Source organism: Acinetobacter sp. CWB-G5, from assembly GCF_019209785.1.
In the GTDB taxonomy this organism is placed as follows: Bacteria; Pseudomonadota; Gammaproteobacteria; order Pseudomonadales; family Moraxellaceae; genus Acinetobacter; species Acinetobacter johnsonii.
This window is the reverse complement of record NZ_JAHUTF010000005.1, coordinates 131659-144330: the sequence shown is the minus strand read 5'-3', so window position 1 is coordinate 144330 and position 12672 is coordinate 131659. Positions and strand designations below refer to the sequence as shown.

Here is a 12672-nt window from a genome sequence, read left to right as displayed (position 1 = left end):
ATTTCCTTTTCATTTGCTATTTTTTTTATGGTTTCAGCGGATCCTTTCTGAAACGCAAGCGTATTATTGAGGCAGTTATTTTTTTAAGCAATCGGCAAAAATTGAAGAAAAACATGAAATGTGTTGCATAAATTAAACTAAAATTTTTACTTATATTATTAAAATCAAACATTTAAAATATTCATGAGGTGTGTTCTAAAATGTTATAGATTTGATGATTTGTCATCAAATGATAAGCCATTGTCGTCCCATGTATATCGAATTGGCGACCATCCCTCTATGTTGGATACAACAGTGCGCCGCATTGATTAAAAAGCATCAGGCTTAAATAGGTGTATCCATGGAAAAAATATTTACACAGGCAACGGTCCTCATTATTCCGGGTTTGCGCGACCATGTTGCTGCACATTGGCAAACATTGCTTGAGGCGAAACTCGTAAAAGTTCGCGCTGTCCCGCCAGCAGAAACGGACAAATTGAATTGCGCAAACCGCGTTGCTCGCATTGAAGCAGAGCTGAAAAAAATCGATGGGCCGGTTATTTTGGTGGCACATAGTGCAGGTGTGTTAATGACTGTGCATTGGGCTGCGTTACATCAGCATGATATTCAAGGGGCGTTGCTGGTTACACCGCCCGACTTGGCAGAAAGCTGGCCTGAGCATTATCCAAGTCCTGAGATTCTTAAAAACGAAGGATGGAGTCCATTACCGACGCAGAAACTGCCATTTCCAAGCATTGTGGTGGCGAGTACCAATGACCATTTAGCGCAGTATCAAGCCGTTGCAGCAATGGCAGAAACATGGGGCAGTCAGTTGGTCAATGCAGGTGCTGTAGGGCATTTGAACCCAGCAGCAGGTTTTGGCGATTGGCCGCAGGCGGAACAATTGATCTTGCAGTTGGATGCTTTGCGAATAGAGCAAGTTTCTTAGTCAAGGCACAGATTTCACCTTTGAATTTCAATCTCGAAAAATCAATCCATGCAAATGACCAAAAGACTAATTTGCATGACCAAAAGACAAATTTGAACATTTTAAAACAGTTAATTTAAATCCCGAGCCAAAGGATGGCTTTACAGAATAAATAGAGATGTGGAGAGAAAATGTTGAGTTTAAAGAAAGGTTCTTTGTGGAAGGTGACGGTGTAATAGCCAGTAATTTTCAGCATTTGTATGGAAATAAAACACAGTATTTAAAAATAAATCATATCGATATGGAGATGATATGGTCGTTCAATTTGTGTCTTTAAACAGACAAAATCATCATATTTCATTGATGAAAAAAACGGTTCTTTGTTTAAGCCTTGCTTTGGTGATCTCGGAAGTTTCAGCAGCGAGTTTTGATCTCAATGAGGAATGGAAGCTTGAAACCAAAACCGTTCTTAGCTTTGGGACAAACTGGAGTACCCAAGAGGCGTCTAGTTCACTGGTCTATAAACCTGATGCAAACCATATTGGAAAAGAAGGCCATAGCATTGATATCAATGGTGATGACGGTCGCGTGAACTTTAATGAAGGCGATGTGATTTCACAGGTGGTGAAAGGTTTTACCGAGCTGAACTTAAAAGGAAAACAGCAGGGTGCAGTGGTCAGTGCGAAGTATTGGTATGACCATGCTTATGAAACCGGTGAAGGCGATTTAAAAGCCTTTGATGATTCAGCATGGCCGCGACTGGCGAAATTTAAGGGCATCGACCTGTGGGATGCCTATGTTTGGAAAAACTTTGCTTTAGATAATGGGCAAAGTGCCAATATGAAACTGGGTAAACATACCTTACAGTGGGGCAAATCACAGTTCTTCCAAAATGGACTTAATAGTGTCAGTGCTTTTGATTATGCTGCAATGAACCGTCCTGGTGGTGATGCACGAGAGCGTGTGATTCCAACAGAAATGTTTTCCTTTGAAGCTGGGATTAATGAACATTTAAAATTTGAAGGTTTCTATCAGTTTAAATTCAGACCGTCTGTGGTGGATGGTTGTGGGACATTCTTTGCCATTTCAGACTTTGTGCCAGAAAACTGCGGACCGATCGTCATTACTGTGATGCCGGGTGATAAACTTACCGATACGGCTTTAGATACCAAATCTTATATTCCGCGTAGTGAAAGTCGTTATGCCAAAGACAGTGGACAGTATGGTTTTTCATTAAAGCAAACGTTGCCCAAGTTAAACAATGCTGAGCTCGGGCTGTATTTTGCAAATTATCACAATCGAACTGCGAATTTTGACGGGACAGCCGTAACTGCGGCAGGACCTGCAAACTTTAGTACCGCACAGTTTTTCTCGATCTATCCTGAAGACATTAAAATGTATGGACTGAGCTTGGCAGGCAAAGTCGGCACAACCTCAGTGTTTAGTGAGTTAACGCATAAACCCAACCAGCCTTTGCAGTTTAATGGGACAGATATTGTCTACGCACAAGTCTTAGACAAAAATACGCCATTAACAGAGGCAGGAACATCGGCAGAGTTTGGGCAATATTTACAAGGTTATGCCCGTGCGCCCGTGACCCAGTTTTCACTCGGTGCAGGGAATAGCCTAGCAAATGTCCTTGGAGCCAATACCTTTACTTGGGCTGCCGAATTGGCGGTGAATCATATCGGCGAGATTGGCAACAAGCGTTTTGGTCGTGTCGGAGCTTTTGGGCGTAGTGAACTGTCATCGGGTGCTTATGATCCTGAAACCAAAGCAAACCAATGTACGCCTTATGGAACGGCACATTTGTCCAATGATGAAATTGACCGTTTAAATGAACGCTTTTGTAATACTGAAGGCTTTTTTACAGAATGGTCATACGGATATCGTTTGCGCGGTGCTTTAGTCTATAAAGATTTTCTGCCTGCAACTGTGATTACCCCGAGTGTTTTGTTCCGTCATGATGTCGATGGCTTTAGCCAAAACTTTCAGGAAGGTCAAATGAGTGTTGCCGCAGCAGTATCTGCAACATACCGCCAACGATATACCGCAGAAATGGCTTATACCAGTTTCTTTGGTTCAAATGACTTCAGTACCATTGATGACCGAGATTTTGCCTCGCTCGCTTTCAAAGTTAATTTTTAAAAAGAGCTAGGATATTTGTCTGCAAGTGAAGATTCGGCTCATCTGAATCATGGTTTAAACAGACCATGATTCGTTGCATTTGAACTGGACTGAAGCGCAATCCAAATTTTGAAAGCATATTCGAAGTATTAAATATTCAAAATGAATAGGCATATCAGGCAGTCATGTGCTGAATATATCGACATATATAGAGGGAGCTATGCACAGTATCGATTTAACACGACAACCACAGTCCAATCCCATTGGTATTTTGAACCTGATTGCCAACTATTTAGAAGAACATAGTTTCGATGCACGTACTGTATTTGAAAATTTTGGGATTCAGCGCGAAGACTTAAAAAACAATTTATTGCCAATTTCTCTACAAACACAGGGCAGTATTTTTCAAGCCGTTGAAGCATTAACAGGCTGTGATCATTTGGGTTTAGTCATTGGAAAAAAAGCACAATTTTCAAATATTGGCCCATTACGTTTTCTGGTGTTGAATGCCGCGACCATGCGGGATGCCATGCAGAGCCTCTTTCAATACGGCAGTATGTGGTACAGAGGGCAAAAGTTAGATTTGAAAGAGGATGATGGTTATGCACGGATTTGCATGCATATCGATGGTGACATTCCCGGAAAAGAACAATATCAAACTGCTTATTTGGTTGCGATGGTGTCTATTATCGAACTGATTTTGGGTAAATCTTGGCGTCCAGCTTTGGTGCGCATTTCTTACCCAAAGCCGAAGTGTGCGCATCTGTACGAAAAAGCATTTGGTTGTCCTGTGTGGTTCAGTCAGTCACAGCACGAAATTTTATTTCCGCAGGAACAACTGGATCAAAAAAGAGCAGGGCATGATCGTCAGTTAGATCAATTTTTGCGTCAACATTTATCTGAACTGCAAAGCCATGATCGTGTCGATATGATTGGTCAAATTTGTAAAATTATTGAGGAATTATTGCCGCACCGAAGTTGTAATGTCGAACGTGTGGCTGAATATTTCTCGATTCACCGTTTTACGCTGTACCGTTACTTAAATAAACATCAGACCAGTTTTGAAGCCTTGCTTGAAGCGACACGCAAGAAAATTGCAACGGAGTTACTCAAAAACAAAAAACTCATGATTATAGAAGTAGCCAATCAAGTAGGTTATGATGACCAAGCCAATTTCACTCGTGCATTTAAGCGTTGGTATGGCATTACCCCCGGGCGTTGGAGACGGATGAATCTGCATGCTTAAAGTGTGCAGATTAAGTTTCATTCTTATTTCTTAAAATATGCTTTCGGCATTTGATCAGTGTTTAAAATCATTCAATCTGTCCATATTTGCACTATCTCTTTAAATTTCTCATAAGACGTCTTTTCTTGAATTCTCTAGAGTGTACCTCTATTCCAGCTTGACCTTACGCAACGTGTTTTTCATTCAAGCTTTAAAAAATTATATGAAATCAGGTGCATGTCTCTCAGATTAGTTTTGAGTTAATTATCACTTTTTATAATATTGAATATTCATATAAATAATTAATTAAAACAATAAATTAGAAGATTTAAGTTTTTTGTGCATAAGTGACCAAATGACTAAATAACGCAACGAAATGACAAAATGAAGATGGAAAAAGACAGTATTTTAAAAAAACAAATGACCAAGACCGATCGTATGCGGATCTTAAACAATAAGTCTAAAAAAGATTTTTAAAAAGGAAGTTTCTGATGATTGGAAATATGATGTTTCAACCTTTGTTGATTAGCAGTCTGATTGAACATGCTGCTCGTTATCATGCAGATACAGCCATTATCTCTAAAAATACTGATGGGTCGATGCTGCATACGGACTGGGGACAAATTGCTAAAAACTCAAAGCGCTTTGCCAATGTATTGCAGTCATTCGGTTTTGCGGTTAGCGACCGTGTGGCGACCATTGCATGGAATAATCATCGTCACTTAGAAACGTGGTATGGCATATCCGGCAGTGGGTTGGTTTGCCATACCATTAACCCGCGACTTTTTCCTGAGCAGCTCAGTTATATTATCAATGATGCAAATGATAAGGCTCTGATTTTTGATAAAACATTTCTAAATCTAGTGTTATCGATTAAACCATCCATTCCTTATGTAGAGCATTTTATCTGCCTCGATGCTTATGATGAAGACATTCAAAAAGCTTTACCTGAAGTGCTGTTTTATGATGAGCTAATCGCTCAGCACACTGAACATTTTGAGTGGCCTGAACTGGATGAAACTAAAGCCAGTTCACTGTGTTATACCTCGGGTACGACAGGAAATCCCAAAGGTGTTTTATACAGTCATCGTTCTACTATTTTGCATAGTTACGCAACCTGTTTGCCCGATTCATTTAATTTTTCAGCACAAGATTGCATTTTGCCTGTTGTTCCTATGTTCCATGTCAACGCATGGGGGACACCGTATGCAGCGGCTATGGTCGGTTGCAGTATGGTGCTACCGGGGCCAATGTTAGATGGCGCAAGTTTGGTTCAGCTGATTGATCAATACAAAGTGACAACAGCTTTAGGTGTACCAACTATTTGGCAAGGTCTGCTTACAGCAGCGAAGCAATCTGGCAGCAAACTCGTCAGCTTAAAGCGCAATGTGGTCGGTGGGGCTGCTTGTCCACCGTCAATGCTTAAAACGTTTAAAGATGATTTTCAGTGTGAAACCATTCATGCATGGGGCATGACGGAAACCAGCCCTTTGGGTGTGGTGAATCAACTCAAAGCCAAACATTTGCAGTTGGATAACTCGGCGCAATCGAGCTTACGTTACGCACAAGGTCGCCCACCATTTGGGGTCAGCATTCGAATTTGTGATGCTGAAAAGGGTAGTACCGAATTGGCTACTGATGGACAAACTACAGGACATTTGCAAATTAAAGGGCACTGGATTGTAGAGTCTTATTTCGATCAATTTAACAATGCACTGACCGCAGATGGTTGGTTTGACACGGGTGATATGGCCACTATTGATTCAGATGGCTATATGGTCATCAGTGACCGTTCTAAAGATTTGATCAAATCGGGCGGAGAGTGGATTTCCTCGGTTGAACTGGAAAATATTGCCATCGCACATCCTGAAATTGACATGGTGGCAGTGATTGCTGCGACACATCCAAAATGGGATGAAAGACCAATTCTTATCGCGAAAAAGACCGAAGTCAGTCAGGTATCAGAAGCTGAACTTCTGGATTATTACACGGGCAAAATTGCAAAATGGCAAATCCCCGATCGTGTGGTTTTTGTGGATAGCATTCCTGTTGGTGGTACAGGCAAAGTCCTGAAAAAAGATTTACGAGCAAGTTATGGCTCAATTTTACTCGCAGTGGAATAAACAGCCCTTCACATTCATTCATAACGCTTCAAGGAAAGGACGATGACAGAACAAACATCTGCAGGCTTAAGATTTAGACAAGCACTGGAAGTGGAAAAACCATTACAAATTATCGGTACAGTCAATGCTTATGCAGCAATGATGGCGAAACAGGTGGGCTACAAGGCCATCTACCTTTCGGGTGCTGGTGTAGCCAACTACTCTTATGGATTGCCTGACTTAGGCATGACCAGTCTGGATAATGTTTTGGAAGATGTACGCCGCATTACCGAACGTGTAGACACCCCGTTACTGGTCGATATCGACACCGGTTGGGGTGGGGCATTTAACATTGCCCGTACTGTGAAACAAATGATTGCCGCAGGGGCAGCCGCAGTTCACATCGAAGACCAAGTAGCACAAAAACGTTGTGGCCACCGCCCCAACAAAGAAATTGTCACCCAACAAGAAATGGTTGATCGCGTAAAAGCCGCAGTTGATGCCAAAACCGATGCAAACTTTGTGGTGATGGCACGTACCGATGCCCTACAAAAAGAAGGCCTACAAGCGGTGATTGACCGTGCCTGTGCCTGTGTAGAAGCCGGTGCTGATGCGATCTTTGCTGAAGCAATGACTGACATTACCATGTACAAAACCGTCTGTGATGCAGTCGGTGTTCCAGTACTGGCCAACATCACCGAATTTGGCGATACCCCGTACTACACCAAAGAACAACTGGCAGAACAAGGCATCTCGATGGTGCTGTACCCACTGTCACCGACCCGTGCCATGCAAAAGGCAGCACTGGAAGTCATGCATGCCATTCGCAATGACGGTACCCAAGTCAACGTCCTCGACAAAATGCAACAGCGCAAAGAACTCTACGAATTTCTCGATTACCACACCTTTGAAAACACATTAGACAAGCTGTTTAAACAGGAGAATTAAAAATGGCTGAAGGAAAAGTCCTCACAGGCGCAGGATTGCGCGGACAAGTCGCAGGAAAGACAGCACTATCAACCGTAGGCAAAAGCGGGGCAGGTTTAACCTACCGTGGTTATGACGTCCAAGACCTCGCTGAAAACTGCCAGTTTGAAGAAGTGGCCTACCTGATCTTCTTTGGTGAACTACCAACAGCGGCACAGCTCACCGCTTACAAAGCGAAACTCAAATCACTGCGCCAACTGCCACAAGCACTCAAAGAAGTCCTTGAGCGTATCCCAGCAGATTCACACCCAATGGATGTGATGCGCACGGGTGTATCGATGCTGGGCAACCTAGAAACAGAACAATCCTTTGCCGAACAGCAAGATGTTGCAGACCGAATTCTCGCAACGCTTCCAGCAATCATTTGCTACTGGTACCGTTTTAGCCATGATGGCGTACGCATTGAAGAAAACACTGATGACGATTCAATCGGTGCTCAACTCCTACACCTGCTTCGCGGTGAAAAGCCAAATGAACTGCATGAACAAGTGATGAACGTATCACTGATCCTGTATGCAGAGCATGAATTCAACGCATCGACCTTCACAGCACGTGTATGTGCTTCAACCTTATCGGATATGCATTCATGCATCACGGGTGCAATTGGTTCACTGCGTGGTCCATTACATGGTGGTGCCAATGAAGCTGCGATGGAAATGATTGAAAACTGGACGTCCCCTGAAGAAGCTGAGCGAGAAATGCTGGGCAAATTGGAACGTAAAGAAAAGATCATGGGCTTTGGACATGCAATCTACAAAGACAATGACCCACGTAATGGCATCATTAAAATTTGGTCAGAGCGCTTAGCGAAAGATGTCGGTGACACGGTTCTTTATCCAGTATCAGTACGTTGTGAAGAAGTGATGTGGCGTGAGAAGAAACTGTTCTGTAACGCAGACTTCTTCCATGCATCGGCTTACCACTTCATGGACATCGCGACCAAACTATTCACACCAATCTTCGTGATGAGCCGTGTCACGGGTTGGGCGGCGCATGTGATGGAACAACGTGCAGACAACCGTATCATTCGCCCAAGTGCGGACTATACAGGGCCTGAGCTACGTAAAGTAGTACCGATTGATGAACGTGCTGCCGCATAATGCGATAACACATGATCTAAATAAGGTCTCATTTTTATAATTTGAGACCTTATTTTTTATCGGGTGAGAAGTATAGGATCTTCAATGTTATAACCTGTTTCAAAAGGAATCCCTAGATATTGAACAGTCACCAACGCTTTTTGTTGATTAGGAACTTTATAACTTTGCGAAATGCGCAGCCCATTTTTATAGTCTACCGCCTTGTAAACTGAGCTTCTCAAATTGCCGTATTTCACTTGATATTGATAGCTAAACTTCGCGATGGAGATTTTAGGATCATACCAAGAAGGTTCTTTTGAAGTCTTTTTACTGATGACTTGAATTTTAACCTGCTTGGGTTGAATCGGTGTTAAGGCTTTGAGTCGTTTTTTTATTTTTGCAATGTCATGGTCAAACTTTTGACTGTCTTGATCATAGTCAATTTTTTGAGTTTTTGGATTGATATATAAAGACTTTACTTCAATCAGTTTGGAGGGCGTTTTGCTGTTGAGTTGATAATAATACAATTGTGGCAAACGACCACGACCATCTAAATAATGCCGCATCACATAAATTTTCTGATCAGCTTGGTCAAGACCTAAAACTTCAATATTTTGTGGTCCCCCTACAGTTGCAAAACTGTGGCTTGAAAAACATAAGGTGCTGAAAACTAGCGGATAGATTATTTTCATCATCATGAAGCGCTTCACATTTTTATTGATTATTGTTCAGTTTAAGGGTTCTAAATGTAGAAAAATCAAATTTAGTGTAAAGATTTAAGTATTTTGAACACGTTGAATGACCATTTGAGCTACGTTTTTCGTAAGTTGATCAAGTCGCTCGAGCGCACTGCCCAGTAGTAAATAATGGTAAGTGCTTAAAGTGTTTTGATAATGAATGGCAATGTAAAAGGTGCCTTCAGGTTTCTCAGGTGTGGCACTTCCACCAGGTTTGAGCAAACCTGTACAGGAGACAATAATATCGGCATGACGAAACAGTCGATGACCTTGAAGCGCCATAGCTTCAGTGACTTCAATTGACTCCGCTGTATATTGCTGAATAAGTGCAGGACCAATCTTTAAAATTTCACATTTGATACTGGGGTCATAACTCACCAGTCCACCGAGTAAAATGTCAGCTCCGCTATGTTTATAAATCGAAAATTGACTGGATAGATAACCTGAACTGGCACTTTCGATAAAAGCAATGGTCAATTTTTTTTGTTCTAGGAGGTTGCAGCATTGCTTGAGCACTTGCACGACTTTAGCCTCCCGATGTCCATTATTTTGATTTGTTTGGCAGCTTAGTCATAAATACGGTACACACCGACAAAACGATTACATGCTTTACTTTCACTTTTTACAGAAAGAATGGCTTTTTGAAAGTTGAACTGGTAGAGGCAGTTGTTTTCATTATCGGTAATGTTTTGCTTTTGATCGGGTGTAGTGTAGGCCAAAAATGAAATGGTTTGGGTTTCTATGCGGTTATTGGGGCTACGATATGCAATACCTTCGATCTTAATTTTATCTTTAGACAGTTGATGCACTTGTAGATGCACAGGTTGTTTGGCAATGACCCCATGTTCAAATTTCAAATAATGTTGCGTCAAACTTTGATTTAACGATGTATAGAAGTTGAGATCATCAATTCTAAAATCCATCTGCTGCTGATAGCAAGCTAAGGATTTACACTGCTGTAGGCGGTTCAACCATAGCTGATGGGTATCGACCAATAAACGCTGAGGGGCGTCACTGATTAAAAAAGCAGTCATTGATTGCGTGTCTAATTTTTGTCGAATGTCTTTAAATTGATCGCTACAGATCTTTTTAAGGCTAGATGAAGTCGGATCATCACAGTCAATGACTTGAGCATAACTAAAGCTGGTACAAAGACAACTTAGACACACTAAAATACTAAATTTTTTCATAAGTTTTATGTCGGTTTTCAACAGCATGATCGCTTATACTTTCACTATGTTGCGCTGCTTGTAACTATAGCGAAAGAGAAAGCGTGAATACAAGATTTCAATCATTTATTTCTTAAAGGAAACTGAGCATGGTTGCACATATTCGAATTGGACAGGGACTAGATGTACATGCTTTTGAAGAGGGTGAATTTGTCACACTGGCAGGTATTCAAATTCCACATACACACGGCTTAAAAGCACATTCAGATGGTGATGTGGTTTTGCATGCTTTAACAGATGCATTATTGGGTGCGTTGGCTTTAGGCGATATTGGTCAGCATTTTCCCGATACCGATCCTCGCTTTAAAGGGGCAGATAGTCGAGTATTACTCAAACATGTCTATCAGCTCATTCTAGATCGTGGTTATCAGTTAAATAATGCAGACATTACTGTGGCATGTGAACGTCCGAAGTTGGCACCGCATAATTTAGCGATGCGCCAAAGCATTGCAGACGTTCTTGATGTTGAAATCACACAGATTAGCATTAAAGCAACGACCACGGAAAAACTGGGCTTTACGGGTCGTCAGGAAGGTATTTTATCTACAGCGACAGTGCTGATTTCTCACGCAAAATGATCAGGATTGATCATAGCCAGCTTTAATTCTTGTGTTGCTTTACGACCTTGAAGTTGTAAGGCAACAGCATGCGCCAAACCTGTCCATGTGTCATTCGGTTCCCAAATTTGATGCATGGCTTCATGTGCGGTTGGCATATCGATATTCATATAATATTGACGATATAAATACATCAAACTACTGACGCGATAATTTTCTGAACAATGGACCCAAATGGTTTGTTCTTGAACCAAATGATCAATCATATCTAAGACCAATAAACATTGATCATCAGACGGTGTATCCCATGAAATAGGCACTTGTATATAGTTCAAACCGAGCTCTAAACAGATGTGATCTTCATTGACTAAATGGTTATTGCTATTACTGAGCGCAAGATTGATGACCGTGTTTACGCCATACTCTTTAATTTGCTGTAATTGCTCAGCAGTCGGTTGTCCAGAAGTAAACAAATGCTCGTGGATAAATTGAAAGTTAAGTGTTTGGCTTAAGTGTGTTTCAATAGCGTTCATAATTATTTCTTAATCTTAGAATGAAAAACGCCATCCGAAGATGGCGTTTTAAAAACTTAACGGTTCGGTAAAACGTCTTTAAGTGCTTCGTGCATCTCTAGTAATACCTTTTCTGTGGTATCCCAGTCAATACAACCATCGGTTACTGACTTGCCGTATTCAAGATCGCATAGGTTTTCAGGAATTTCCTGACGACCACCTTTAAGGTGACTTTCAACCATAATGCCGATAATAGATTTATTTCCATCAATAATTTGTTCGGTAATATTTTTCAGAACAAGTGGTTGAAGGAACGGGTCTTTGTTCGAGTTTGCATGACTGGTGTCAATCATGATTTTGGTGCTGACTTTCGCTTTAGCCAAGGCTGCTTCTGCTTCTGCTACAGAACCAGCATCGTAGTTTGGCTTACCGTTACCACCACGAAGTACCACGTGTGCATACGGGTTACCTGAAGTACGAATCACAGAGACTTGGCCTTGGTTGTTTAGACCCAAGAAGTGGTGACCATGTTTAACCGACTGCATTGCATTGGTTGCAACAGTTAAACCACCGTCTGTGCCATTTTTGAAACCTACGGGTGAAGAAAGACCAGAAGACATTTCACGGTGCGTTTGGCTTTCAGTGGTACGTGCACCAATCGCTGACCAAGAGATTAAGTCTTGGTAGTACTGTGGTGAGTTTGGATCGAGTGCTTCAGTCGCACATGGCAAGCCTTTCTCATTTAACTCAACCAAAAGTTTACGACCAATGCGTAAACCTTTTTCAATGTTGAATGAGTCATTCATGTCTGGGTCATTGATCAGACCTTTCCAACCAACAGTCGTACGTGGCTTTTCAAAATAAACACGCATTACGACATAGATTGAGTCTTTAATTTTATCGCTTAAAACTTTTAAACGGTCTGCGTATTCGTGAGCAGCGACAGGGTCATGAATTGAACATGGGCCAATCACCACAAAAATGCGTTTGTCTTTACCATCTAAAATATTGCGAATCGTTTCACGACCGTGAAGTACAGTTTGATATGCAGACTCAGTGAGAGGCAATTCAGTTTTTAATTCCGCTGGGGTAACTAGCGGATGAATGCTTTGTAAATTCACGTCATCGATGTCGTTTTGGGTAATAGAGTTTGACTGTAGAGTATTCATTGCCGTCACTGGTTCGATCGTATTAAGTTGCTTTATAAGCT

General features: G+C 41.6%; 12 protein-coding genes. 7 read left to right on the top strand and 5 right to left on the bottom strand.

Annotated features, from left to right (window positions below):
• Positions 1–340 precede the first annotated feature (340 nt).
• The 6 genes from KVY11_RS10650 to prpC all read left to right on the top strand — a co-directional run bounded on the left by KVY11_RS10650 (position 341) and on the right by prpC (position 8448).
• On the top strand, positions 341–928 hold the full coding sequence (locus KVY11_RS10650; protein ID WP_218288907.1) for an alpha/beta hydrolase: 588 nt from the start codon (positions 341–343) through the stop codon (positions 926–928).
• Positions 929–1219: 291 nt separating this feature from the next.
• The gene (locus tag KVY11_RS10645) at positions 1220–3055 is read left to right on the top strand and encodes a DUF1302 domain-containing protein (protein ID WP_218288906.1); all 1836 of its coding nucleotides are present in this window, start codon (positions 1220–1222) and stop codon (positions 3053–3055) included.
• 199 nt (positions 3056–3254) lie between these two features.
• Entirely contained in the window at positions 3255–4280 is a 1026-nt protein-coding gene (locus KVY11_RS10640; protein ID WP_218288905.1) for an AraC family transcriptional regulator, read from the top strand.
• A 470-nt stretch (positions 4281–4750) separates the two neighbouring features.
• Positions 4751–6382 carry a long-chain-fatty-acid--CoA ligase gene (locus KVY11_RS10635; protein WP_218288904.1) on the top strand — a complete coding sequence of 544 codons (1632 nt, stop codon included), beginning with the start codon at positions 4751–4753 and terminating at the stop codon, positions 6380–6382.
• A 42-nt stretch (positions 6383–6424) separates the two neighbouring features.
• The gene (gene prpB / locus KVY11_RS10630) at positions 6425–7309 is read left to right on the top strand and encodes a methylisocitrate lyase (protein ID WP_218288903.1); all 885 of its coding nucleotides are present in this window, start codon (positions 6425–6427) and stop codon (positions 7307–7309) included.
• A gap of 2 nt (positions 7310–7311) precedes the next feature.
• Positions 7312–8448 (top strand): 2-methylcitrate synthase, encoded by a 1137-nt coding sequence (gene prpC / locus KVY11_RS10625; protein WP_218288902.1) that lies wholly within the window; start codon positions 7312–7314, stop codon positions 8446–8448.
• A 56-nt stretch (positions 8449–8504) separates the two neighbouring features.
• On the opposite strand, the gene KVY11_RS10620 is transcribed toward prpC, so the two are convergent.
• The 3 genes from KVY11_RS10620 to KVY11_RS10610 all read right to left on the bottom strand — a co-directional run bounded on the left by KVY11_RS10620 (position 8505) and on the right by KVY11_RS10610 (position 10381).
• Positions 8505–9125, bottom strand: coding sequence for an aminotransferase (locus KVY11_RS10620; RefSeq protein WP_218288901.1), 621 nt, complete (start codon positions 9123–9125; stop codon positions 8505–8507).
• A gap of 78 nt (positions 9126–9203) precedes the next feature.
• Entirely contained in the window at positions 9204–9686 is a 483-nt protein-coding gene (locus KVY11_RS10615) for a CinA family protein (RefSeq protein ID WP_218288900.1), read from the bottom strand.
• Positions 9687–9730: 44 nt separating this feature from the next.
• On the bottom strand, positions 9731–10381 hold the full coding sequence (locus KVY11_RS10610) for a hypothetical protein (protein WP_218288899.1): 651 nt from the start codon (positions 10379–10381) through the stop codon (positions 9731–9733).
• A gap of 101 nt (positions 10382–10482) precedes the next feature.
• Between KVY11_RS10610 and ispF the strand changes: the two genes are divergently transcribed.
• Complete coding sequence (gene ispF, locus KVY11_RS10605) at positions 10483–10971, top strand: 2-C-methyl-D-erythritol 2,4-cyclodiphosphate synthase (RefSeq protein WP_004979990.1); 489 nt, start codon at positions 10483–10485, stop codon at positions 10969–10971.
• Here the strand turns inward: ispF and KVY11_RS10600 are convergent.
• Entirely contained in the window at positions 10959–11483 is a 525-nt protein-coding gene (locus KVY11_RS10600; RefSeq protein WP_125273626.1) for a protein tyrosine phosphatase family protein, read from the bottom strand. The two genes, ispF and KVY11_RS10600, sit on opposite strands and share 13 nt — an antisense overlap.
• Before the next feature lie 56 nt (positions 11484–11539).
• Positions 11540–12631: a 3-deoxy-7-phosphoheptulonate synthase gene (locus KVY11_RS10595; RefSeq protein WP_004693350.1), complete on the bottom strand. Its 1092-nt coding sequence runs from the start codon at positions 12629–12631 to the stop codon at positions 11540–11542.
• Positions 12632–12672: the final 41 nt, after the last annotated feature.

Coding starts and splice junctions, on each gene's coding strand:
- KVY11_RS10610 (WP_218288899.1), bottom strand. CDS start 10,381: ATGCTGTTGAAAACCGACATAAAACTTATGAAAAAATTTAGTATTTTA.
- KVY11_RS10645 (WP_218288906.1), top strand. CDS start 1,220: ATGGTCGTTCAATTTGTGTCTTTAAACAGACAAAATCATCATATTTCA.
- KVY11_RS10620 (WP_218288901.1), bottom strand. CDS start 9,125: ATGATGATGAAAATAATCTATCCGCTAGTTTTCAGCACCTTATGTTTT.
- KVY11_RS10640 (WP_218288905.1), top strand. CDS start 3,255: ATGCACAGTATCGATTTAACACGACAACCACAGTCCAATCCCATTGGT.
- prpB (WP_218288903.1), top strand. CDS start 6,425: ATGACAGAACAAACATCTGCAGGCTTAAGATTTAGACAAGCACTGGAA.
- ispF (WP_004979990.1), top strand. CDS start 10,483: ATGGTTGCACATATTCGAATTGGACAGGGACTAGATGTACATGCTTTT.
- KVY11_RS10595 (WP_004693350.1), bottom strand. CDS start 12,631: ATGAATACTCTACAGTCAAACTCTATTACCCAAAACGACATCGATGAC.
- KVY11_RS10600 (WP_125273626.1), bottom strand. CDS start 11,483: ATGAACGCTATTGAAACACACTTAAGCCAAACACTTAACTTTCAATTT.
- KVY11_RS10635 (WP_218288904.1), top strand. CDS start 4,751: ATGATTGGAAATATGATGTTTCAACCTTTGTTGATTAGCAGTCTGATT.
- KVY11_RS10650 (WP_218288907.1), top strand. CDS start 341: ATGGAAAAAATATTTACACAGGCAACGGTCCTCATTATTCCGGGTTTG.
- prpC (WP_218288902.1), top strand. CDS start 7,312: ATGGCTGAAGGAAAAGTCCTCACAGGCGCAGGATTGCGCGGACAAGTC.